The 23,595-nt window shown below is 43.6% G+C and carries 20 protein-coding genes; 8 read left to right on the plus strand and 12 right to left on the minus strand.

From position 1 onward, the window contains the following. Window positions 1–125 precede the first annotated feature (125 nt). From ACE1CD_RS23695 to ACE1CD_RS23705, 3 genes are all read right to left on the minus strand, one after another. On the minus strand, window positions 126–245 hold the full coding sequence (locus ACE1CD_RS23695) for a pentapeptide repeat-containing protein (RefSeq protein ID WP_374826475.1): 120 nt from the start codon (window positions 243–245) through the stop codon (window positions 126–128). Window positions 246–276: 31 nt separating this feature from the next. Continuing rightward, a complete protein-coding gene (locus ACE1CD_RS23700) occupies window positions 277–1,884 on the minus strand; it encodes a mechanosensitive ion channel family protein (RefSeq protein ID WP_374826437.1) in 1,608 nt (535 codons plus the stop codon). Between the two features lie 332 nt (window positions 1,885–2,216). Then, on the minus strand, window positions 2,217–3,680 hold the full coding sequence (locus ACE1CD_RS23705; RefSeq protein ID WP_374826438.1) for a protein kinase: 1,464 nt from the start codon (window positions 3,678–3,680) through the stop codon (window positions 2,217–2,219). Window positions 3,681–3,972: 292 nt separating this feature from the next. Here ACE1CD_RS23705 and ACE1CD_RS23710 point away from each other — a divergent pair, with 292 nt between their 5' ends. Next, window positions 3,973–4,764 carry a C1 family peptidase gene (locus ACE1CD_RS23710; protein ID WP_374795087.1) on the plus strand — a complete coding sequence of 264 codons (792 nt, stop codon included), beginning with the start codon at window positions 3,973–3,975 and terminating at the stop codon, window positions 4,762–4,764. A gap of 213 nt (window positions 4,765–4,977) precedes the next feature. Then, the gene (locus ACE1CD_RS23715) at window positions 4,978–6,063 is read left to right on the plus strand and encodes a DNA polymerase beta superfamily protein (protein ID WP_374826439.1); all 1,086 of its coding nucleotides are present in this window, start codon (window positions 4,978–4,980) and stop codon (window positions 6,061–6,063) included. A gap of 76 nt (window positions 6,064–6,139) precedes the next feature. Here the strand turns inward: ACE1CD_RS23715 and ACE1CD_RS23720 are convergent, their stop codons facing one another. The 3 genes from ACE1CD_RS23720 to ACE1CD_RS23730 form a co-directional block, all read right to left on the minus strand. Then, window positions 6,140–6,991: an Npun_R2479 family HD domain-containing metalloprotein gene (locus ACE1CD_RS23720; RefSeq protein ID WP_374795096.1), complete on the minus strand. Its 852-nt coding sequence runs from the start codon at window positions 6,989–6,991 to the stop codon at window positions 6,140–6,142. Window positions 6,992–7,142: 151 nt separating this feature from the next. Continuing rightward, window positions 7,143–8,654, minus strand: a complete 1,512-nt coding sequence (locus ACE1CD_RS23725) for a hypothetical protein (RefSeq protein ID WP_374795085.1) — start codon at window positions 8,652–8,654, stop codon at window positions 7,143–7,145. A gap of 109 nt (window positions 8,655–8,763) precedes the next feature. Continuing rightward, on the minus strand, window positions 8,764–9,342 hold the full coding sequence (locus ACE1CD_RS23730; protein ID WP_374826440.1) for a GNAT family N-acetyltransferase: 579 nt from the start codon (window positions 9,340–9,342) through the stop codon (window positions 8,764–8,766). A gap of 121 nt (window positions 9,343–9,463) precedes the next feature. On the opposite strand from ACE1CD_RS23730, the gene ACE1CD_RS23735 reads away from it, so the two are divergent. After that, entirely contained in the window at window positions 9,464–10,261 is a 798-nt protein-coding gene (locus ACE1CD_RS23735) for an MOSC domain-containing protein (RefSeq protein WP_374826441.1), read from the plus strand. Between the two features lie 99 nt (window positions 10,262–10,360). Here the strand turns inward: ACE1CD_RS23735 and ACE1CD_RS23740 are convergent, their stop codons facing one another. After that, window positions 10,361–11,158 carry a glucosamine-6-phosphate deaminase gene (locus tag ACE1CD_RS23740; RefSeq protein ID WP_374826442.1) on the minus strand — a complete coding sequence of 266 codons (798 nt, stop codon included), beginning with the start codon at window positions 11,156–11,158 and terminating at the stop codon, window positions 10,361–10,363. 268 nt (window positions 11,159–11,426) lie between these two features. On the opposite strand from ACE1CD_RS23740, the gene kaiC reads away from it, so the two are divergent. The 3 genes from kaiC to psbA all read left to right on the plus strand — a co-directional run bounded on the left by kaiC (window position 11,427) and on the right by psbA (window position 15,141). Beyond that, window positions 11,427–13,157 (plus strand): circadian clock protein KaiC, encoded by a 1,731-nt coding sequence (kaiC, locus tag ACE1CD_RS23745; RefSeq protein ID WP_374795081.1) that lies wholly within the window; start codon window positions 11,427–11,429, stop codon window positions 13,155–13,157. Between the two features lie 57 nt (window positions 13,158–13,214). Next, the gene (locus ACE1CD_RS23750; protein ID WP_374795080.1) at window positions 13,215–13,571 is read left to right on the plus strand and encodes a circadian clock KaiB family protein; all 357 of its coding nucleotides are present in this window, start codon (window positions 13,215–13,217) and stop codon (window positions 13,569–13,571) included. Window positions 13,572–14,058: 487 nt separating this feature from the next. Continuing rightward, entirely contained in the window at window positions 14,059–15,141 is a 1,083-nt protein-coding gene (gene psbA / locus ACE1CD_RS23755) for a photosystem II q(b) protein (RefSeq protein ID WP_374826443.1), read from the plus strand. An 86-nt stretch (window positions 15,142–15,227) separates the two neighbouring features. Here psbA and hemJ read toward each other — a convergent pair whose 3' ends face one another. The 4 genes from hemJ to ACE1CD_RS23775 form a co-directional block, all read right to left on the minus strand. Beyond that, window positions 15,228–15,794, minus strand: coding sequence for a protoporphyrinogen oxidase HemJ (hemJ, locus tag ACE1CD_RS23760; RefSeq protein ID WP_374795078.1), 567 nt, complete (start codon window positions 15,792–15,794; stop codon window positions 15,228–15,230). A gap of 180 nt (window positions 15,795–15,974) precedes the next feature. Beyond that, entirely contained in the window at window positions 15,975–16,703 is a 729-nt protein-coding gene (gene hetL / locus ACE1CD_RS23765; RefSeq protein ID WP_374795077.1) for a heterocyst differentiation pentapeptide repeat protein HetL, read from the minus strand. Window positions 16,704–16,727: 24 nt separating this feature from the next. Then, window positions 16,728–17,849 (minus strand): NAD(P)H-dependent flavin oxidoreductase, encoded by a 1,122-nt coding sequence (locus tag ACE1CD_RS23770; RefSeq protein WP_374826444.1) that lies wholly within the window; start codon window positions 17,847–17,849, stop codon window positions 16,728–16,730. A 422-nt stretch (window positions 17,850–18,271) separates the two neighbouring features. Beyond that, window positions 18,272–18,997 (minus strand): DUF3891 family protein, encoded by a 726-nt coding sequence (locus ACE1CD_RS23775; RefSeq protein WP_374826445.1) that lies wholly within the window; start codon window positions 18,995–18,997, stop codon window positions 18,272–18,274. A gap of 271 nt (window positions 18,998–19,268) precedes the next feature. On the opposite strand from ACE1CD_RS23775, the gene ACE1CD_RS23780 reads away from it, so the two are divergent. Together ACE1CD_RS23780 and ACE1CD_RS23785 are read left to right on the plus strand one after the other, a co-directional pair. Continuing rightward, window positions 19,269–19,976, plus strand: a complete 708-nt coding sequence (locus tag ACE1CD_RS23780; protein ID WP_374826446.1) for a DUF2259 domain-containing protein — start codon at window positions 19,269–19,271, stop codon at window positions 19,974–19,976. Window positions 19,977–19,986: 10 nt separating this feature from the next. Beyond that, the gene (locus tag ACE1CD_RS23785; RefSeq protein ID WP_374826447.1) at window positions 19,987–21,207 is read left to right on the plus strand and encodes an amidohydrolase family protein; all 1,221 of its coding nucleotides are present in this window, start codon (window positions 19,987–19,989) and stop codon (window positions 21,205–21,207) included. Window positions 21,208–21,245: 38 nt separating this feature from the next. On the opposite strand, the gene ACE1CD_RS23790 is transcribed toward ACE1CD_RS23785, so the two are convergent. Next, window positions 21,246–23,363, minus strand: a complete 2,118-nt coding sequence (locus ACE1CD_RS23790) for an alkaline phosphatase PhoX (protein WP_374826448.1) — start codon at window positions 23,361–23,363, stop codon at window positions 21,246–21,248. Between the last annotated feature and the right edge of the window lie 232 nt (window positions 23,364–23,595).

A 23,595-nucleotide genomic window follows, 5' to 3' on the forward strand; every position in this document is an offset into this window, starting at 1 on the left:
AACAGCAGCTTGTTGAGGAAGCTGCAAGACGTGGCATGACCCAATCAGAGTTGATTAGGAGTATGATTGCTAGACTACCAGAACCAAATAAAAAGCCGTCCTAGAAGGACGGGGCTTGTATCCCATTATTTTCGGTCAGCACCGGATAAGTTTGTTTGTGACAAGTTTGCCCCATCCCAGTTTGCCAGCCGCAAGCTTGTATCTTGCAGAGAAAACCTTATGCAAGTTTGCCTTAGCGCTTGGATGTAGGTAGTTAACTAAATTATTGACAAAAAGTTAATTTTCTACTTTAGAGTCTCCATTATTTGGCTGATTGTTCAAAATTACTACATTGGCAGAATCGGGGAATGTAATTCCTTCTCGATCGAACACATCTTTGATCATCTTACGCAGTGTGCGTTCTATTCGGAAATGATTACCAGGTTTTACTTTTGTGATGGTACGAATTAACAATTCAGAACTGCCAAACTTTTCCACACCTTCTACCTGTGTTGGTTGCAGTACCTCTGGGTAATTTTTCTTTAAATCTTTTCCGATTCCTTCCAAAATTTCGTACACATAATTGAGGTCAGTATCATAGGAAATACCAACTTCTACAACAGCGTAAATATACTGCTTAGAGTAGTTGACAATATCTTTTATTTCTCCATTACGAAGAATGTGTTGCTGACCGTTGGAATGCCTGATACGAGTAGTTCTTAGGTCGATCGCTTCCACAAAACCAGATGCTTGATTAACCTCGATATAGTCACCTACTAAGTAATAATTTTCAAACAATATAAAAAATCCACAAACTATATCATTGATGAGGTTCTGCGCTCCAAAACCAACTGCTATACCTAAGATACCCGCACCCGCTAAGATAGGGGTAGGATCGATGCCGATCAGCTTGAGAATGGTAACCGCCGCAGTGAAGTAGATAGCGTATCTCAGGAAACTTTTGAATAAGGGGATGATTGTCAGCCGTCTCTGTTTTTGCAATTCCGTTAAATCGTCACTTCTGAGGACTAAATCTTCTAGAATCGCATTGGCGACTTGGATTAAAACACCGCTAACAAAGAAAATACCAATAATTTCAAGGATTTTAGTACCGTAAACAGCCAGCCAAGCCAGAAAATCTATTTGCTGAACCACAATAGTTGCTATGCCAACATAGATGACGTACTCCAGACATTTTTTCAAAAGTGTAACCAAGTGTCGGAGAGGTTCGTAGAAGCGTAGCAAATTGTCGGGTCTTGCGTTTCTAGTAGCTAGGACGTCGATAGTTTCAACCATAGTGGATATGGCTTTAACAATGAGTAAACCAATTGCAATGATGATATAAATTTTTAACCCAATAAATAGATAATCCGGAAGGACTTTTGGCATTCCGAAAAATTGCGAGGATAGAATAAGAACAAATATCCAAATGATATTGGTGAGGTTCGTTTTTAGGAAACTAAAAAAAACTGCTATGCTCTCATCATTACCTTCAATGTCATCAAAATTTTGAGCGCGAAGGCAGGCCAAGTCTAAGAAACGATGCAGGGGTGGGATGCCATACCTAACCAACCACAAAAGGATAACCGTTTTCAAACTGGCGGCAACTAAATTTAACCATAATTGCGGCGGAATACCGCGAATTAAATTTACTTGGATTTCCAGAACATTTTTGCCTTGAAAAATCAGAAAGCCGTTCCCAATTACCAGTAGCAGACACAGGATTCCACAAACAAAAATTAAACCATGCCTGATATTACGCCGCTGACTTAGTAGTTTCTCAGTTTTTCCCTCTAACCAAGAAACATTCTTAACTAGCTTGAAGCTGATTCCCACAAGCCAGTAAAACAGAGAGAAAGCGAGAGTCAGAACACCTACTTCAGCAAGAATGACTACAATGTCCACTTTGATTTACCTGATAACTAAGCAGTCGGACATAAATAATCTTAACTGTCTTAAGTTGTATGAAGCTCATCAATCAGCTTGCTGTCAGCGATCGCGTAACTTTTACAAAACTTAACAGAGTGTCGATTACTTTTGCCAGACTATTTATATTTACTTTATAATTACATAAATTAAAGCTATCACAAATAAAATTAGAAGTCAAATAAAAAGGTTTGTGGCTAAGAATATGGGTTTGAAACCCGCTCTGCTAACAACAATCGGTCAACCCATTACTCGGTGTGTACTTGACCGATTGTTGTCAAAAAAATAGGTCTGCTACGATCAAAACGACTCTAAATTCCTTCTGCAAGCAAATCCTCGGCAATTTTATACCACTCTTCCCGTAAAGCGGTATCTTCTGGTTTATCAGTGAGGGGACGTCCGCGTAATTCCGGATGTTTGGCATGAAATCGCCGATCGACTTTAGCGATAAATACTGCTTCTGAAATCCCGGCAGCTTGGCGACGACTGGCAATTTTTGCAGCTCTATCTTTTTCACTAAAAGTGGGAAAAGACGGGAAAATTTTTCCGTCGGGTAGAGCGATCGATCTTGTCGCCTGCATCAACCAATTAAAGGCTACCCAGGCAGTCATTCCGGCTATTACAGTCAAACTAACGCCTGCAATTCTTTTTCCCCAGCTTCTCAATAAACCTTTGGCTGGAGACTTTACTATTGTGGGACTGGATGGAGTTGCGGCGATCGGTGCAGCGGGATTGGGTTTGGCGGGAGCAACCACAATTGTACGGATTTGGGTAATGTTTGGTTGTACGGGTTTTACGGATTGTGCTGGTTGTACGGGTTGTACGGGTTGTGCGGGTTGTACGGGTTGTACGGGTTGTACGGTTGTGGTAGACGGGAAATACTTAAGTACTTCGTCAGCAGATTGATAGCGATCGCGTGGTTTATAAGCCAACATTTTCTTTAGCACTATTTCCAGTTGGGAACTAACTTTAATTTCCTTTCCCCAATGCCAAGTTCCCTTATAACTATCGTACAAATCCTGTGGCTTTTTACCGGTTAGCAATACCAGCGCTGTCACTGCCAAAGAGTATAAATCGCTATTGGGAAAAACTTGTCCCTGTTGCAGTTGTTCCTCTGGGGCATAACCTTCTTTCCCTAAAAGAGTCGGTAATTTACCGACCTGAGTAAACTGGGAAATAGCTGAGATCGCTACTTGCTTGACACCGCCAAAATCAATTAGCATCGGCAAGTTATCGGTAGACCTGATGATTATGTTATCTGGAGAAACATCCCGGTGAATCACTCCCTGCGAGTGAATGTACGACAGCACCGGCAAGATTTGCGCGAGTATTTGCTTAACTTCCGCTTCTGGAAAAGTACCGCGAGACTTTAATAAATCCCACAAAGTCCGACCTTCAATGTAATCTTGTACCAAAAACAAGCAACTACTTCCCGCAATATTCGCCTCAAAAAATTCCCGAAACCCCGGTACTTGTGGATGTTTGAGTTTATAAAGCGCACCGGCTTCGCGCTGAAATAACTCCTTGGCTTTTTGCAACTCGCCTGCACCTTTAACTTGGGGAGCAAATTCTTTGAGTACGCAACGTTCGTTAAAGCGATGTAGATCCTCTGCTAAATAGGCGCGTCCAAAACCACCCGCCCCCAAATGCTTCAGAATGCGATAGCGAGTTTCCAGAATATGTCCCACAGCCAGCCAAAGCGGTTCCCCGCATTGGAAACAAAAGCGGTTCTCAGTCTGGTTTTGGTGTCCTTTACTGCAATAGAGCGGTATCATAGTTTTGGGGCAACTTCTGGAAATATGGTAGCTCTGCCTTATCTCAAATTCTAAGCTCAACTTTGAAAATCTGAAAGATAACCTCATCTTCTCTACAGTCAGATTTGGCAGTAATAGAAATTTTTGTATTCTCTTGTTCGTACTTTCAAATTTAATTGGTAATTTTTCTACGGATAGAGTTCACACGCCTAGCGGTAAAGTATGACGAAAAGTTAAATTTTCGACCTCCGCAAGTGCTGCAAGATATGATCCTCATGCAACACTTAGTCCCCTACGACACGCATCTATACTTATGAAACACATCAGACGAGTTCTGGCGTTGACCGCTATCACCCTGCTGCTGTTCTGTCTCCACCCACTATCTGTCCGCGCTGCCCGACCGAATACTGTAATCGTCCCCGAAACTTATGTCCCTCAAACAGAATACTTCCTCAGCGATCGGGAACAGTTCCCAGTCCGGTCTTTGGGTCTGTGCGGTAGTTCGGCGATCTTCTCTGCGATCGAGGCGTATCAATATAAATACAGGCTTAATATAGGTAGTCGTATGATATCAGTGCAAAACCCGATTAATAACTTAGGAAAGAAATGGTTATGGGACACTTGTATAAACGACACCGACCCGAAAGACGTACTAGCATATGAGGCAGATTTAGACCATCTCTACGAGGATCTAGACCCGTTTACAAGCAAATGCGACCCCGATGCGTGGGATACGAAATGTGCAGGGCAGAGCGGCTCGTCTCGATGTACGGGAACAGGGTTGTATTATAATAGTTACGACGTCGCCAACCCCGATCCGCGCACGATTAAGTATGTGATCGAAAGCGATCGACCAGTGATAGCCAGGATCAGGATAGATGGCGGGTGGGCGCAATACCACGGTGGCGTATATCACAATCAACCCACAACACAGCCAAATTTTGTCATATCAGTAACCATATGGGGATTTGGACACGACGAGAGTGATGGAGATTATTGGCTGGTCAAGAATAATTGGGGGCCGACCTGGGGCAACAATGGCTGGATACAATTAAAAATCGACACCCAAACAGTACTGACAGCCTACGCACTGCCGCAAAACTAGATGGGGATGCCAGACAAGAAGGAGCGCAAGGGGGCTGGGGAACTTAAATTATTCGTTGAATGTAGGGGCGGGGTCACCCCGCCCCTACTTATCGCCCCTGCCTAACCCACCCGACCATTAGATCGGTTTTTACGATCGCCACAAAAACCGGACAGCCGTTATTTGCCAAGTTCTAAAGTAGTTCCCACAAGAGTTTTTTATCTCTTAACTCTTATGAATCGTCAAGAAGTCGAACAAAGAACTATTCTCATCGCTTTAACGGGCAGTCGCGGTTACGGCTTAGCTACGGAAACTTCTGATTATGACTATCGCGGTATCTTTGTGGCGACGAAGCCTTATTATCTGGGATTAAAACAGATTGAGCAAAAGGATACGGGTTGGACGGAAGAACCGGGAGAATTTTCTTATTTAACCAAAGATACTTGTATTTATGAGTTAAGGAAGTTTCTCAATTTGTCTGTAGACAACAATCCGAATATTTTAGAACTTCTGTGGTTCAAGGATTACGTTCATCTCACTGAAGTTGGCAGAACATTAATCGAACATAAGCAAATGTTTCTGTCAAAGAAAGTCAGACAAACTTATGCTGGTTACGGTTATGCTCAAATCAAAAAATTGGAGTCTCACCGCCGCTGGTTACTCAACCCGCCTCAAGATAAACCCAAACCGGAAGATTTTGCTTTAACACCAAACCAACCGCTGACAATCGTGCAGATTAATTCGTTTCTGGAATATCTCTATATTTTGATAAGAGAACGCATTCAATTTTTGTCAGAAGCGGAAGAGCTTCATAATTTGCTGATGGCTGAAATAGATTTTAAAGCTGTATTAAAACAATATCCTTTGCCAGAAGAGACTCTGGAATATACCAGGAGTATTGCTAACACATCGGAAAATTTTATTAAATTGCTGCAAAAAAGTCAACAGTATCATAGCGCCCGCAGAGAATATGAAAACTATCAACAATGGCAGAAAAACCGCAATCCAGCAAGAGCGGCAATGGAAGCGAAAGTGGGGTACGATGCTAAATTTGCTATGCAGGCTATTCGGCTGTTAAAAAGTGGCATTGAGATTTTGGAGACGCAAAGGGTGATAATCGATCGCAGAGAAGCGGGTGATGCCGAAGAGTTGCTGGCGATAAAAAAGGGTGAGTACAGCTATGAAGGAGTGATGGCGATCGCTAACAATTTGTACAGTCACCTTGATGTTGCTTATGCTAAATCTACACTGGCAAAAAGCGTGGATAAAGAAGCCGTTAATCAACTTTGCATTGATTTAGTAACGAGACAAGGATGGTAACTTTATCTAATTATTATTGTAGAGTGCTTGGGAAAGCACCCTACAAGTGAATTTGCGCGAACATTTACCAATATATTTAAGATGCCCCAACATTAGATTGCTCATGCTCCACTACGAACACATTCGCGTAGAGATTAGCTAAAACTTGTTTCCCTTCTTGCGTCAGTTCTAAATAGCGCAGCCCATCTTTAATGTAAGGATAGACTACATTCCAGTAAAACTTGGCATAGTTTTGACGTACATCGCCTGGGTGATGATAGCCTAAGTTTTTATTCACACCCGTTTCTTCAAACTCATAGTAGAGGGCGCTAATCTTTTTAAGATATCGCGGATCGCTCAACTGACCAATGAGATCGGCGGCGCGAACTAACCCTGGATAGTTGAGCGTATCTTGGTGATCCTCATCTGCGGGTATGGGGAAACGGGTGAGCTCGATGTTGCGCTTAATGATCTCCGCATCAATTAGCTTGTGATATCCAAAGCGCTCCTCAATAAACAGTTTGCCCCGGTCTACGTGATAAGCAGCTAAACTGGCATCAGATGACCCTGGCGGTAGTTGAATCATTGTGCCGTTTATGCCGGTGGCGCACAATCTTTCGGATGGATGGTCTTGCCTGCAAACTCCCTTAACGTAACCGATATCGTGGCACAACAAGGAAATGATGGCGTGTAACCAATCTTCACAGGATACTCCACCTTCGCGAATGTGTTTGCCTCGCAGAATTTCTTGTCCGACTAAGGTGACTAAGATGGTGTGTTCGACATTGTGATAAAGAGCGTCGCTATTGGCGATATTTTCTAGGGCCATACTTCCCGCCCAACCAATTATATCGGCGTAGTCGGGTTTCCAGCCGCCATAGGTGCGTCTGTAACCTTCTCGCAGCTGGTGAACGAAGTGATCGATGATGAATTGAGTAGCATCAAACATGATGTGAAAACGAGACACGACAGGTAGTGGGAGACTAATGCAGTCAGTGACCGCATTAGTTTAAATGTTTACTTTTTATGATGAAATGTTTCCCTAGCGAACTGGGTGATGGTCGGCACTACCCATTGTGACTTGAGTTCGATCGGTGCGGTTAACCAAGAAAAAAGGTGATGCCGATCGGACGAGCTAATCTGGGATCGGGAGACACAATTAGAGATCTGGTAGTACCGTTGTAACGCAAGACTGCACCTGTGTTGGCAGCATTTCGGCGATTATCGAAACCGACAACAAACAGGTTGCCATTGGGTGCAAATGCCAAGCTACCGATGAAATTGCTACTGGGAGAAGTGCCAGTATAATTTGTCGATAAAACGCTGACTGAATTGCCTGTTTCCAAATCGTAGCGTCTGATATCGTTGGCGAAATCGCTGACGTAGAGGTCGCCGTCTATGGGATTTATCGCCATTCCCAGAAGACTGACAAAGCCAAAACTTTCCGGCGACGGTGAAGGGGATGCAAAAACGGTGGATTGCTTTGTTTGGATGTTGTAGCGCAATAGCTGACTGGGAAGACCGTCGCTAAAATCGGCTTCGCCATTACGTGCGACGCTACCTTCAGTGGTGACGTAAAGGCTACCGTCGGGGCCAAACAGCAGACCGTTTGGCCCATTTAAGCCGCCCGGTTGTTGGTTTCCTGTCGCAAATACGTCGATGAATTGGCCGGTTTTTCCGTTATAGCGCAGGATTCGATCGCTCAGGAAACTGCTGACGTAAAGATTACCATCGGGGCCAAAGGCTGTACCGTAGGGGCGAAACAAACCGCCTGTTTCGTCAGCAGCTGTGTTGGGATTATCGCCAACGAAGACATCGATAAATGCTCCCGTGACGCCATCGTAACGCAAGATGGCGGAAGCTCCCTGTTCTCTGGAGGTTGCGGGTTTATTTCCGCTGCTGATATAAAGGTCGGATATGCCATCGCCGTTACCGTCTGGCCCGTAGAGCAGGTTGTCGGGAGAAAACAGTCCGCCGCTGTTGGCGGAAATGAATTCTCCCAAAAAAGCGCCGGTTTTGGGATTGAAACGCAGTACGTTGTTACCTTCGGTATTGCCAACTAGAAAAGTGTCCAATACTTGGAAAGCTTGGACGGGGAAGCGTTGTTCTTTAATGCCAAATTTGACGAAATGGTCAAATGCTGTGAGTTCTCCGCGTTGAACAGCTGCGGCAACATCTGGATTTCGTTCTAGATAAACGCGGGTATTAAATAGTGTATTGGGGTCGCGATTTTCAAATTGACCGAATTGCTGGAAGTGGTCGTAGGCGGTAATGCGATCGCTTTCTACAGCAGTGGCAACATCTGCATTTTTTTCTAGATAAGCGTGGGTATTAAATAGGGCGCTGGGGTCGCGACCTTCAAATCGACCGAATTGCTGGAAGTGATCGTAGGCGGTAATGCGATCGCTTTCTACAGCGGTGGTGACATCTGTATTTCTTTCTAGATAAAAGCTGGTGTTAAATAGGGCGCTAGGGTCGCGACCTTCAAATCGACCGAATTTGTTAAAGTGGTCTAAACCGCTGTTAAATAAACCATTACTTACGGCAGCTGCAACGTCGGCATTGCTGTTGAGATAAAAGCTTTCGTCAAAAAGTCCGATAGCGTCTACCATGAAATAGATTTTCCCTCTTTTCTTGAGTTGGCTAAATTAGTGAATCTTACACTTGAAAGAGCCTTTAGTCAACTTGGCGATCTCACCTCACAAATCCTCGCCTTACGCTTCAGTTACCAAATATCAGCGGGAAGATTATAGCTAAGAGAAAGAAAAGAATTAGCAGTATGTACATGAGCTGAGTGATAATAATTTCTGTCCGAGTTGGCTGAATCAATACTTTTTTCATCACTACCACGGGTATGGGAACTCCGAATTCCAGCAAAATCTCAACTTCCTTGACACTTTGATACCCTTGCGATCGATAAAATTGTACGGCATTGAGGGCAGCAGAAACCCACAAACATCTAATTCGTCTTTTTATTGCTTCCTCTTCTAAAGTTGCCAATAATTTTGTTCCTATACCTTGACGAACAAACGCTGGATTGACAAATATGGCATTGATGTTTTGGTCGATGAGTGAAAGTGCAGAGAAGCCAACTATTTGACTTTCTGTTTCCGCGACAAAAATCACTTCTGGCCAGTTTCGACCTCGTTTTTTGTTATTGAGTAATGTTTGTAATTGACTTGCGTTATAATCATGAGCGCAAAGGACTTGAATAGAATCTACTTGCAGTTTGGTTATTTCGCTCTTATCTTGCGACTGTGCAAGGCGAATCGAAATGGGAGTGTTTTGAGTGGGAGACACTTTCAGAAAAACAAAGTTAAGGTATAGATTAGTCTATTGTAAGGCACGTTTCCCAGTGCTGTGAATTTACTATAGGCTCAGATATAATTTCCTTATAATTAATTTGGTTGATAACTTAATAATGAAGGTAACAAAACTTTTTGTCAAACAGCAACATGGAATGCACGTAGAAGAGTGTAAAATTATTACTTTACGTCGAGGATACGGCATTGAGGGAGATATCAACGCACAAGCAGGTAGTCCGCGTCAGGTGCTGATGGCCAGTACTCCTACTCTGGCTGATTTTAACTTGAATTCTGGCGACTTGGGAGAAAATATTCTCATTGATACGCAAGTCGAAAATTTCTCATCCGGTCAAGTTTTGCGTATTGGAAAGTCTGCACTCATCCGACTCACTTTTTTATGCGAACCTTGTGCAAATTTAGATAAAATTCAACCAGGTTTAGCTCAAATAAGCCAAGGGAAGCGAGGATTTTTAGGAATTGTCGTTAAGGATGGTGTTATTGAAGTAGGTGACGAGGCTTCTTTAACTTCGCAACTCTTTCCAGCGCTTCCTGACGATACCAAAGGACGGTTTAATGAGTTTGTCCGCAGAATTCCTCCTGGGAAAGCGGTAAAAACATCGGATTTATTGTTAGCGCTGGGAGTATCCAAAGCTTATTATCGTACTATTCCTATTTTTTTGAAAAAAGCTAGTAAGGATTTGCCTATTCATCGGATTGTTCGCGCCGATGGTAGTTTGCTGTCGGAATATATTTCAGAGCAAGAGCAATTGCTAAGGCAAGAAGGAATTGAAATTGAATATAATCGAATTTGTGGCAATAGCCACTACTGGAATTCCAGTTATTTTCACGATTTAGAATTGTTAGAGGAGAGGGATGAAAATTTCATATTTAAAATCTCAAATTTCAAATTTTGATAAATCTGAAATCTGAAATTTGAAATTTGAAATCTCCCGCTCGCTCGTGCCTAACCCACCCTACGATTAGAGCGGTTTTTAGGATGGCTAAAAAATAAGTCAAAGCAGACTGGCTGAATCTACATCCAAAAATAATATCGCCTGCTCTTGTCGCCGAAGTACAGAAGCAGGAATTGCCGTACTAATTTCTCCTTTCAACATATTTTTAACCGGAGAAGCTTTGCGTTCTTCCGGCGCTAGACAAAAGATTTTTCTTGCAGAGCAAATCATCGGCATGGTGAGTGTAAAAGCATATTGCGGTACGGCTGATAAATTGGGAAAATGACCTTCGTTTACTTGTTGTTCGCGTGTCTTTTCGTCCAACTTTACCAGTTTGATAAGTCTAGTTTCATCGAAAGACGCTACAGACGGTTCGTTAAAAGCTAAATGTGAGTTTTCTCCCACACCAAGACAACAAAGGTCAATAGGTTGAGCTTGCAAAAGTCGGGTGTAGCGATCGCATTCCTCCAGCGGCTGCATCGCGTCCCCTTCGATATAATGAAAAGCAGCCGGATTTATCCGACTTTCCACTCGATCGCGCATATATCGCCGAAAACTGGCGGGATGTTCCCGATCGATTCCCAAATATTCGTCCAGATGGAAAAGCGTAATTTTAGACCAATCTACGCCGTTTTTGGCAATCAGAGCATCTAGAAATTCGATTTGGGAATTGCCTGTAGCCAAAATTACAGTAGCAGAACCCTGTTGCGCGAGGAGGTTCTGTAAATAATCTTGTGCGAGTTGCGCCACATCTTGAGCCATTGTAGCTTCCGAGTCGTACACTCGCACCGACAAGGCATCGACCCGAAAAGTTTTGACGGGTCCAGGTAATTGGGAAGTGCTTTTTGGATTAGACATAGTTCGATTCTACCGCTCCTCGTTTCTCCCGAAAGAAGGAGACTGGCTTGTATCGAAAGAATGTTTTTATCGTTGAGTCCGTGTGAAAAAATCGGAAAAATCGGAAATATAGTGGAATTTCAACCTAGAATGGAGTTAGTAAGATAAAAAAAGGGGAATCGGCAACAACTGCTTGTGTCTATATACCAACAAAACCAGGAACCACAAGCTCTTTTTGCAGCAGCTGGTGACGCCGCTGTTTGAACTTCCCCTGGCATTTTAACTAGATATGACTGAACAAAATATGACGACACAGCCACACAACGCTATCCTAATCAAATGCCAGACCGGAATTCAGGGACTCGACGAAATTACCGATGGGGGATTACCGCAAGGGCGTCCCACACTTATTTGCGGCAAAGCTGGCTGTGGCAAAACGCTAATGGCGATGGAATTTCTGGTACGCGGCGCACTTGAGTACGACGAACCGGGTATTTTCATGTCCTTTGAAGAATCTGCCCAAGAACTGACGGAAAATGTCGCTTCTCTTGGTTGGGATTTAAAGGATCTGATTGCCGAAAAGAAAATGGCGATTCATTACGTTCATGTGGAACGCAGTCAGATTCAAGAAACGGGCGAATATGATTTGGAAGCTTTATTTGCTCGGCTTGGTTATGCGATCGACTCTATTAATGCCAAGCGAGTTGTTTTAGATACAATAGAAGTCTTATTTGGCGGTTTATCTAACGAAGCTGTGGTGCGAGCGGAATTAAGGCGGCTGTTTCTGTGGTTAAAGTCGAAAGGAGTTACTGCGATCGTTACCAGCGAAAGTGGGAATAATACACTGACGCGGCACGGTTTGGAAGAATACGTTTCTGATTGCGTAATTCGCCTCGATCAGCGCGTTACTGATGAACTTTCTACGCGACGTTTGCACATAGTTAAGTATCGCGGTTCTAGGCACGGTACGAATGAGTATCCATTTTTAATCCAAGAAAACGGTATTTTTGTTTTGCCCATTACTTCGATCGGATTAGAACACGAAGTATCCAACGAACGCATATCAAGCGGTATCGATCGCCTCGATACAATGCTGGGCGGTAAAGGATTTTTTCGCGGGAGCAGCATCTTGATTTCCGGTACGGCGGGAACTGGAAAAAGTTCTATTTCTGCACATTTTGCCAACGCTACTTGTCAGCGAGGCGAACGATGTCTCTATTTTGCCTTCGAGGAATCTGCTAAGCAGATTGTTCGCAATATGCGCTCGATCGGTATCGACCTGGAAACACTAATAAAAAAAGATCTGCTGAAAATCAAAGCCTTGCGCCCTACCATGTATGGGTTAGAAATGCACCTTGTCAACATCCATCAGTTGGTTAACGAATTTAAACCGGCTGCCATTATTATCGACCCTATTACCAATCTCACTTATAGCGGCAACGAAAGTCAAGTTAAATCATTTTTAATGCGATCGATCGATTTCTTTAAAACCAAACAAATCACAACTTTATTGACAAGCCTAAATTATGGCGGCTCTCTCGTGGAAAAGACAGACGTAGGCGTTTCATCCCTAATGGATACCTGGCTGATGCTGCGCGATATAGAAAGTAACGGTGAGCGCAATCGCTTGCTTTACCTACTAAAATCTCGCGGGATGGAACACTCGAATCAAGTGCGGGAATTCCGCTTAACTAGCTCTGGAATAGAGTTAGTTGATGTGTATCTCGGAGTGGGGGGCGTAGTTACAGGTACAGCCCGAACTGTGCAAGAAGCGCAGGAAAAAGCTGCTGCTTTGGCTCACCGACAAGAGATCGAACAGAAGTACCGCGACATCGAACGGAAACGCAAAGTGATGGAAGCTCAAATTACGGCTTTGCAGGCTGAGTTTGAGAATGAGAAGGAACAAGTGGAGCGCATAATTCAACAAGACGAACAACAAGAATCAACATTGCTTCAAGAACGGATAAAACGAGCCGATCTGCGTCGGGCAGATGTGGTTGAAAATGGGGATAGTAACTAAAAAATTCTTTAATGCTGCCATTGGAAATAACATAAATTAGGGTAAGGAAGGATAGCAATGAATAATTTTATAGAATATAAGGGAAGCGCAAATAGAGACTCGAACAACTCTCAAGAAGTTATGGCCGAAGATAATTTAAATTTAGAGTTAGAAAAATACGTTCTCCGTTTATACGTGGCAGGAAACAGTCCCAAATCAGTACGAGCTATCCAAAAGCTTAAAACTATATGCCAAGAATACCTGCAAGGGCGTTACGAACTTGAAATAATTGATATCTATCAGCAACCAGAACTTTTGGAACAAGAGCAAATTTTCGCCGTACCTACACTTATAAAGAAACTTCCACCTCCTTTACAGAGGTTGATTGGGGATATGACTAATACAGAAAAAGTGATCGTTTCCTTGGGTCTTTGAAGGGACTGGGGTCTAGAGCGTCAGTCCACTAAAAGTGGTTGACAAAGGAATTAAGGTGTGTATGCCTATATAAACCTCGGCTCCGGCGTTGCATTTAGATAAAAAAACTGTTGCCGCGATCGATTGTCGCCCAAATGCTAAGCGCATCCGCGCCGTACTCGCGGGAGCCCCTACACAATACATATTTCGTTATTTTTGTCAATTTATTCTACTGGACTCGCGCTCTAGTAATCCCCATTTTTCGCACAGGCAGTCTCTTTCGCTTCTATTTGTCGGAAGAATAGGTGCAATGTTTGAGCCAATAAATTTAAAAGCAAACTTCTTAATATACTACTAACTAGCAACATTTGTCAAACTAAAATTTTTACATTTTTATCTTGACAGCCATATAACTAATTAGCTATATAAGTATAGTAAGCGATCGACAGCGTTGCTGCGATCGCGCCAAACATAATCGCATTTATCTAATTAAGGAGTTTTTCGATCGATGACAAGCACTGTAGCAAGACGTACAGGCGATAGCCTGTGGTCGCGGTTTTGCGACTGGATTACCAGCACGGAGAATCGGCTGTATATTGGCTGGTTTGGCGTGTTAATGATTCCTACCGTCCTAACGGGAGCGATCGTTTTTATTCTGGCGTTCGTTGCGGCTCCCCCTGTGGATTTGGACGGGATTCGGGAACCGGTTTCTGGCTCTTTGCTTTATGGCAACAATATCATTACAGCTACCATAGTTCCAACTTCAGCTGCGATCGGCTTGCATCTGTACCCAATTTGGGAAGCAGCTTCTGTAGATGAATGGCTTTACAATGGCGGCCCCTACCAATTAATCGTACTGCACTTTTTGATTGGCATATATGCGTACATGGGTCGCGAATGGGAGCTAAGCTATCGATTGGGAATGCGTCCTTGGATTGCAATTGCTTTTTCTGCTCCTGTGGCTGCTGCAACTGCCGTTCTGTTGGTTTATCCCATCGGTCAAGGCAGCTTTTCTGATGGACTGATGCTGGGAATTTCCGGCACTTTCAACTTCATGATCGTTTTCCAAGCAGAACACAACATCCTCATGCACCCTTTTCATCAGTTAGGTGTAATTGGTGTGTTCGGAGGTGCGCTGTTTGCCACAATGCACGGTTCGCTAGTTACTTCTAGCTTAATCCGAGAAACGAATGAAAACGAATCTGCCAACTATGGCTATAAGTTCGGTCAAGAAGAAGAAACTTACAATATTGTGGCAGCTCACGGTTACTTCGGACGCTTGCTCTTCCAATACGCTAGCTTTAATAATGCGCGATCGCTGCATTTCTTACTAGCTGCATGGCCTGTGGTAGGTATCTGGTTCGCCGCTTTAGGCATTGCTTCAATGGCGTTTAACCTCAACGGGTTTAACTTTAACCAATCTGTAATTGACTCTCAAGGTCGCCCGATTAATACCTGGGCAGATATTGTTAACCGTGCCAACATAGGGATTGAAGTGATGCACGAACGTAACGCGCACAACTTCCCGCTAGATTTAGCAAATGCTGAAACTCAAACTGTTGCGATCGCGCTTCCTGCGATTTACAGCTAACACTACCTCTGTCTGAACTATAAACGTAGGGTGGGCATTGCCCACCCTACAAATTATCTTGTTTCACAACCGAACACGATATGATATTATTGTTGTTTCTGTGCCAGAGATGTAGTGCTATTTTCCTGACGTTTTTTGGCATAGAATTGAATGATAACTGCCATCGCAATTATCATACCAATGATGCCTAATATGGTAGTGTCGATCGGCAGGCTTTGCTTGAACACAGCCAGCAAAACAATCCCTACTAAAAGTACAGTCGGAACTTCGTTGAGACTGCGTAACTGCTGACTGCTCCAATTGCAGCGGTTTTCTGCTAATTGTTTAATAAGTCTACCGCAATAAAAATGGTAAGCAATCAAAATCGCTACCAAAGCTAACTTGAAATGCAGCCAACCGCTTTTTAACACATCGGGCTCAGTTGTGACGATCGCGATCGCCATTACCACCGTTACTGCCATTCCAGGCGTTGTAATCAGGTTGTAAAGACGTTTCTCCATCACCTGATACTGCTGCGTCAGAATTGTCCGCGCTGGTTCCGGTTGTTCGTTAGCTTCTACGTGATAAACAAACAAACGCACCACGTAGAATAATCCGGCAAACCAAACCACAATTCCGATTAGATGAAACGCCTTATACCATAAATAAGCCATGACCTTTATCCTTTGCTGTCAAACTCGCGAACACAAAAGTAATATTTGAGAAAAGCATCAAAACTATATAACCTTTAATAGCTGCCTGGTTATATATTTTTTACATTTCTTTACTTTGAGTTTACTTGGTAAACAGCTTGCTAAAAAGAGCTTTTTGATGTATGTAAATTTCATAGCTAATTAGTTATGAATTGTGCCGTCAGGCATAATTGCACCTTGCAAGTTAGCATCAGTCAAAATTGTTTTCGTCAAATCTGCGCCGCGCAAATCAGCTTTTTGTAACAGCGCTCCCGTCAAGTCAGCATAACTGAGGTCTGCGCCTTGCAAACTCGCTTCCCTCAAATCTGTATGGTAAAACTGAGTAGTTCCCCAAACTCTTAAGATTGCTCTACAGAGTTTGGCACCATCCAGATTGGCACGACCCAACATTACACCGCTGAGGTTGGCATAGCTGAGGTCGGCACTTTTTAAAATGGCGTTTCCCAAATCTGTGCGTTGGTCGGAAGTAGGGCGAAAGTCTGCTTCAAATAAGATCGCATTGCCAAGATTAGCTTCGCTTAAATTAGCTCCATTCAGACAAGCTTTAACTAATATTGCGGCTGACAAATCAGCTTTAATCAGCTTGGCTCCGCTCAAATCTGCTTCCCGCAACTGAGTTAGGTGGAAGTTTGCTTCGCTTAAGTCCGCTCCCCAAAGAATGCTTTCACTGAGATTAGCTAAGCTGAGGTTAGCTTTACTTAAATTAGAGCGTCCTAACCTTACTTCGCGCAAGTCAGACTGACTCAAGTTTGCGCCAGTAAAATTAACTTTGAGTAAATCTGCGCCGCGCAAAGAAAGTGCAGACAAGTCTATGTGGGCAAATTCCCGTTCTGCGGCTGCATATTTTTGCAAAAATTCCTCAGCATTCATATTTTTTTATGTTTGTAATTTGTATCAGTTGAAAACGGGAATGGGAGCGATCGCTCTTGCAGGCTGAGTTAATTCTGCCATGACTTCGGTAACTGACATAATTCGCTTTGCGCGTCCGGCGTTGGCGCTAGAAAAGATGAGGCCGTTTTCAACATCGCCTCTAGCAGCGCGATCGAGTGCTTGGATAATACAGTAAGTTTCTTGGCGATCGCGACACAGACAGCTTTGCAAGCAGTTGGCAATGCACCGCCGTTCTATATTCGGAGATTGGGCGATCGCATCTTCGGCAAACTTGTTGCGAATAGCGCGTCCCGGTACTCCCAACGGACTGGGTACGATCGCCACATCGTTGGGATTGGCGTTGAGATGAAATTCTTTATAACGAATATCGGCATCGCATTCGTGGGTCGTAATGAAGCGAGTTCCGATCTGCACCCCGTTAGCGCCGAGTGCGAGCATAGCATCAATATCCGCTTTGTCCCAAATGCCGCCGGCGGCAATAATCGGAATCGCAGCGCCCAATTCTCTACGCAAGTAATCCGCCAATTCGGGAATTAGTTGTTCAATTTTATACGCGGGTTTTTCCACATCCTGAGATTTGCCTGCCAAGTGTCCGCCTATAGTCTTAGAACACTGAACTATAAAGGCATCGGGCAAGCGATCGTACTTACTTTCCCATGTTTGGCAAAGTGTCCTGGCCGCAGCAACTGTTGATACGGTCGGCACCAGTGCTGTATCTGGGTAGTTGGCGGTGTATTCCGGCAGATCGAGGGGCAATCCTGCCGCAGTAGCGATCAAATTAGCACCGTTCTCTATTGCTGTACGTACTAAGTCTGCATAGTTCCGCACTGCCACCAGGACGTTGACCCCAATTACCCCATGAGGACTGATGCTGCGAGCTTTCTGCAATTCATCGATGAGCGCTAAGCAATTGGCGAGAGAAAATTTTACTCTTTTGCGGTGCAAATTTGGCATGAAGTAGGGTGAGTTTAGGCCCAAGCCAATAGTTGCCACAATACCGATGCCACCTGCGTTGGCCACTGCTCCAGCTAGATTTGCCCCAGAAACTCGCACCGCCATTGCACCCTGAATGATGGGATAGCGGGCAATGTGTTTACCAATTTGAAGCGAGGGTAGTGTTTTCATTGGTTAGTTGCGTAATTTTGACACGGCTATGCAGTGTATCAGGAAAGTTGTAATTTCCCAATCAATCCCGACTATTTAAGTCTGGATTGAGTAATGACAAGGGTTTCAGCCCCTTAATTTTATATATAAGAATAAAAATAAAGAAAAAAACGATCGCGCCTGGGCCACAAACCCGGTGGATAGATATACTCAAGAGGCATTATCTGCCACTGATATCATCTTCTTACGCATCGATCGCTGGAAAAAATCCCCTCTTATCTGCGTTTATCTGCGTTTATCTGTCTACATCTGCGGTAAAAATTTAACCCTCGATTCCCACAAACAATTTTTCGCATCACTCTCACATTACCAATGCAACCGGACACAATATGACAATATTTGTAGGTTGGGTTGAGGCACGAAACCCAACCTACAGAAAATTGTCAATTGGCGAAATGCCATTCCAATAATTCGATCGGAGCCTGCTGAAGCGCTTCTGTCAGTTCCGAGTTACGATCGAATTTCACTTGCGTGAGATAGCACGCTTCCACGCGGACAACGAACTTTTCATCTTCAAAAGGCCAAGGTGTAACGGTGACATTGCTATCCCTACGCTGCATAACATTATAGCGTTGGCCATTTGGCCCTTTGGCGATTTCTAAGGCACGTTCGCCTGCGGGTAATTCCCGTTTACACAAGATCAGAGAGAGGCGATCGCACAACTGCATAAAAGCATAAGCGCGATCGGCTTCCTCTTTGGCAATCTTCAATTCATGTTGCCATTTTGCTTGATGCTCTTTTTGTTCGTCCAGAAAATTATCTAATTCTTCTGATTCTCCCCGTTTGCCTTCATTCAAAAAACTCATGTGCATGGAAATCAGCATGGCTACCCACCGTCCCCGATAGCGAGCATTAGTCGTCAATTGCCTCAGCTTTTCAATGTCAGTTTTATGCACGAGGGTAAAGTCCAAAGGCGTACCCGCTTCCGTGAGGTGATTTTCTTCCCATTCCCGTTCCAAGTCGTCGTGATGGGAAATCGCTGCGATCGTTTCAATCCAGCGCAGAGGCCGATCTTTTTTGCGCCACTGTCCTCCCAACTCCGCCGCCAGCAAAGCATGGGCGCGATGGTAAATCACTTCCCAACCATTCTCGTGTTGGTTAACAATCACAAACTTTTTTCCTTAATTATCATCACTTTGACGTATTTATTACCATCGCCAAAATATAGTTGATATGTCTTCTACCGTTGGAGAGAGGCTAGGGTAATAAGCGAGCGCGATCGGGTAGAATTCTGCTGTCATAGTTTTGCGGAACACTCAAGCATTACGCTCAGTCAATATAGCTGCAAATCCTGAAATAATCTCTTGCCGATCCTGGGTATACCGAGATTATATTGGAAACAGGGTAAGAAATTTTTATCCTAAAAGTGGAGCCGCAGTTATGAAATATTTTTACTTAGTATCGTTAGGGCTGGCAGCCAGCCTAACTGCTATTATGTCTGCTGAAGTTTGGGCTGATGTATGGCGCACAACTCAGCGGATGGCTGGTTTTTCCACAGATAGCCTTTCATATATTTATTTAGAAAGTTCCAGAGATACGGGAGCCGGTATACCTAAAGCCGAAATGCAAATCGTCAATTTGCCTTCTAACTCCTGCGTTCCCAATGGCTGCATAGAAACTCAGTACGGTGAGTCTCAATCAGGAAAAACTACTAAAATGGCTGAGGATGACTTGCTTACCAGGACTGGGAATTTACGGCAGAGCTTGCAGTTGGTTTCTCCTCATATCGGTACAAAACTGAATATTATTTCTCGCTCTAATTCGCCGGATGGCAGCGAAACTGTTGTTGCCCGGTTAAACAACGGGGAAAGCTTACAAATTCGTCTCGAACAAAAACAGATTAAATCCACTTCGCAAGGTGGTACTGCCGAAATGGATAAAGCATCTATGAGTTTATTAATAACTTATAAGAATCGGCAACAGAGAATAGGTTCTCTTAACAATTACCGGGATTGGGTAATTTCTTATTCATTGCGAGAAGTGCGTTTGTCTCCTAACGGAAGGAATGCGATCGTACTTCTGGATAAAACAGAACCGACTTTTGAAGGTGTATTGCAAACTACGCTCGTACAAGGTTTTCCTCTTTGAAGTAATCTTTATGGACACTCACTTAGAATCATACGATTTAGTATTACAAGATGCTTGGCTAATCGATCCAAGCCAAGCGCTCAACGGTCGTTTTGATATTGCTGTCAGTAACGGTAGAATTGCCGCTATTGCCGAGCGGCTACCTGCCCACAAAGCTGAGCGGACAGTAAATGTTAAAAATCTGATTACCTGTCCGGGCTTTATAGACTTACATACTCACGTTTACGAGGGTATAACTAATTTTGGTCTGAATGCCGACGATGCTGGTATCAATTCAGGTGTCACTACAATTGTCGATCAAGGTAGTTGCGGTTGTTTTAACTTTGCAGGTTTTAAATCAAATATCGTAGATAAGGCACAGACAGATGTACGTAGCTTTCTTTTAGTTAACCAAGGGGCTGATCGAAAGTTCGGAAATGCGGGAGTTTATATCCAAAACCCCGAACTGGTAAACAGAGAAAACCTTATCCAACTAGCTGAAAAATATCCTCATATTGTGCGCGGTTTTAAACTGCATGGCGAATCGGGATCTATATCTCGATGGGGAATGGGCGTCCTTAAATTAGCTCGCGATGTAGCAGATGAGAGTAATTTACCTCTCTATGTTCATACAGGAGAATTATTTCATGTTGATGAAGATTTTCGACCAAATCCAGAACACGTAATAGAAAAAGTGCTTTCTTATATGAAAGCGGGCGACTTATTAGCTCACTGCTACAGTTGCAAACCAGATGGAGTGATGGGAAGGCATAATAAAGTGCCAGATTGCGTTCTGGAAGCAATGCAAATGGGAGTGCTTTTGGATTTGGGACATGGACTGAATTTTAGTTTGGAAATAGCCGCTCGCATGATGAGCGAAGGAGTATTTCCCGATATTATTAGTAGTGATGTTCACGGAGATTTCGATACTCCTTATAATGATGCTGTGCTTGATTACAGTTTGTGTGGTGCTATCTCTAAACTGATGGCTTTAGGGTTAGAATTGGAGAGCGCGATCGCATCCGTCACCATTAACCCCGCCCGCGTCCTCAAAGCAGAACATGAGATTGGCACATTACGAATTGGCGCGATTGCCAATATCTCCATACTCGAATTAGTAGAAGGTGATTGGTTATTTCGCGATCGTTTAGGCAAGCAGTTGCTAGCAAAGCAAAGATTGATGCCAGTTTGGGTTATTCGTGCTGGTCAGCTTATTAAACCACATCTTCATTTACTTCGGGATTTAAATTAACAGGATTAGGGTGGGCATTGCCCACCCTAATCCTGTTGTTAACGGAAAAGGAAATTGCTGCTACTGATAGCGCTCACTTGAATCCCTTGTATTAGAGCCACATCTTTGCCAGCAATACTAATCAGCACATCAGCACCATTTTGGCTAAGGGTAAGAGATCCAAAACTCGTTGCGCCCGGTACGCTGGATAAACTGATAGCATCGGTACCAGCTTTAAAATCAGCGATGATATTAACAGCAACGGGAAGTGTAGTATTTGCGATGCGAAATTCATCTATGCCATCACCACCAAAAAGAATATTGTTGCCATTCCCTGCAAACAAAACATCGTTGCCCAAATCACCGTACAACGTGCTATTAGTACCTCCGAAAAGGATGTCATCATCCTGACCGCCCCGCATTATGCAATTAGCTGCGCCGGTGATATTATCTTTACCTTTGTTACCATTAACGATATTGCTAGCGCCAGCAACTATAATATCGTTGCCATTATCGCCATAAATGATATCTTTGGTACCACCAGTCAAGTAGTCATCACCTTGACCGCCACGCAGTATGTTGTTACCAGAACTACCAGCACCGCTAATGGAATCATTACCTTTGTTACCGTTAATCTCTTGATTGCCTTTGGCAAAAAGCACATCTGGCCCCATCCAAACAGCCCGGATTAGCTGACCGCCCTCGACGTAGTTGCCTTTCATAGTCGATCGATCTGCGATCGTGTGGGCTTGAACATCAAACATATAATTGTTTCTGCCAGACCCAATTTCGATAATCCCAGAGGTTTCCCATTCACCAGCTTTACTGGTGTTATTAAACTGAGAACCTGCGGCACTTTCGTTTAGTTCAGCAACTAAAGTAACTTTGTCAGTAGCGATATCGTAAGACCAAATGCCAGCATCCCGCGCCCTGGCAGACATCGCATCACCACCAAAGGAAGTTTCATCTTCACAAATCATAACTTTACCGTTGGTGGTGACGACAATATTGTCATAACTAACACCTGTATCCAAACTGCCAGTCATCACAAGTTCAAAGTTAGAAATTTTCCCAGCCGGATCGTTAGGATTGAGGCTAAAACGATATAGCTTGCCATAAGGATTTTCTGCTTCAGCAGGAGTATTTGCTTTTCCACCAGCAGCTTTATCGGTAGTACCTGTCGTCACGAAATAAAAAGTGCCCGGATTGTTGGGATCTTCGGCGAAATCTTCCAGACGGCGAAAGTTTGTTGTGCGTCCGCTAGTATTAACCCAGTTGTGCAGAACTGTGCCAGTTGGATCGAGAGTTACATCCTTGGGAATTGGTGTCCATGTGGCTCCTAGTTTGACACCTTCAGCCATGATCTCGGCGTCTAATCCATCGACTTTTAAGGCATATAATTGCCCATCTTTGAAGCCGTTGGGATCTTGTGGAGTTTGCTGACCGACGAACATATAAAGTTCGCCGTCGGTGAAATCTTCTGTGCTAAACAACACCGTTTTATCGGAATTGGTAGCGCGATATTGGGAAGCAGCAACTACGTTTTCTTTAGCGTAGCGACCCAAACCGTCGATCGCTAATGCTACTCCGTCTGGAGATATTGCCCATCCGCGACTGGAAGACTCACCAGTTGTTGTATTATTCGTAGTTTCTTCTGGTGCAAAATAGATGGGGACTTCTTGACCGTTCGCATCAACAAACCCGTACTGAGCTAAATAAGCGGAACAAAAGCGGGTGAAACTCAAATTTTGACCTGTAGTGGCGTTTGCGTAAGTGCCAGTTGAGGTGTTTAAGACGTATTGGCCAGTAGTATCTACTGCTTTCTCGATCAGGTTTTTACCGCCGATTATGTTCCAGTTTTTATCGAATACAAACAAGGATACTCTAGCTCCTTGAATTTTCCCAGATACAGTCGAGGAAATCTCGGAAAAAAGGGGATTACCTTTACTATCAAGTGAGGCGATTTCGTGGTTTAAGAACAGGTAATTGTAATCTTTGGTTTCAAATACTCCCATACCATCTGGAATTCCAGTCATGGCAAAGGTTTTACCTGCTGCGACCCGAAAATTTCCCACCGTTCCCTCAATCATGGGAACTTCGTCTCCTACGGTTAGCACAGGGATAAATTCGTAGCCTGGGTTCCCAGTCACATTATTGACGTAAGGGGTAGCAGCCATTATAAACCCTTCCTTTCTTTTAAGAAGTAATTTTGCACCACAGTTCGAGACCGCAAAAAAATTAGCATTATTTGCGATACGCACCAATAACTATGTCTCTAAAAAGTTAAGGACTAACTAGCAAAATGTTATGGATAAATTAAAGAAAAGATATACTTTGATTAAGCTAAAAAAGTTTAAATATAATTGTATATTTTGTTTCAAAAAATTATCATAAATATGAAAAATTTTA

The organism is Aerosakkonema sp. BLCC-F183 (assembly GCF_041929145.1).
Taxonomy (GTDB): Bacteria; Cyanobacteriota; Cyanobacteriia; order Cyanobacteriales; family Aerosakkonemataceae; genus Aerosakkonema.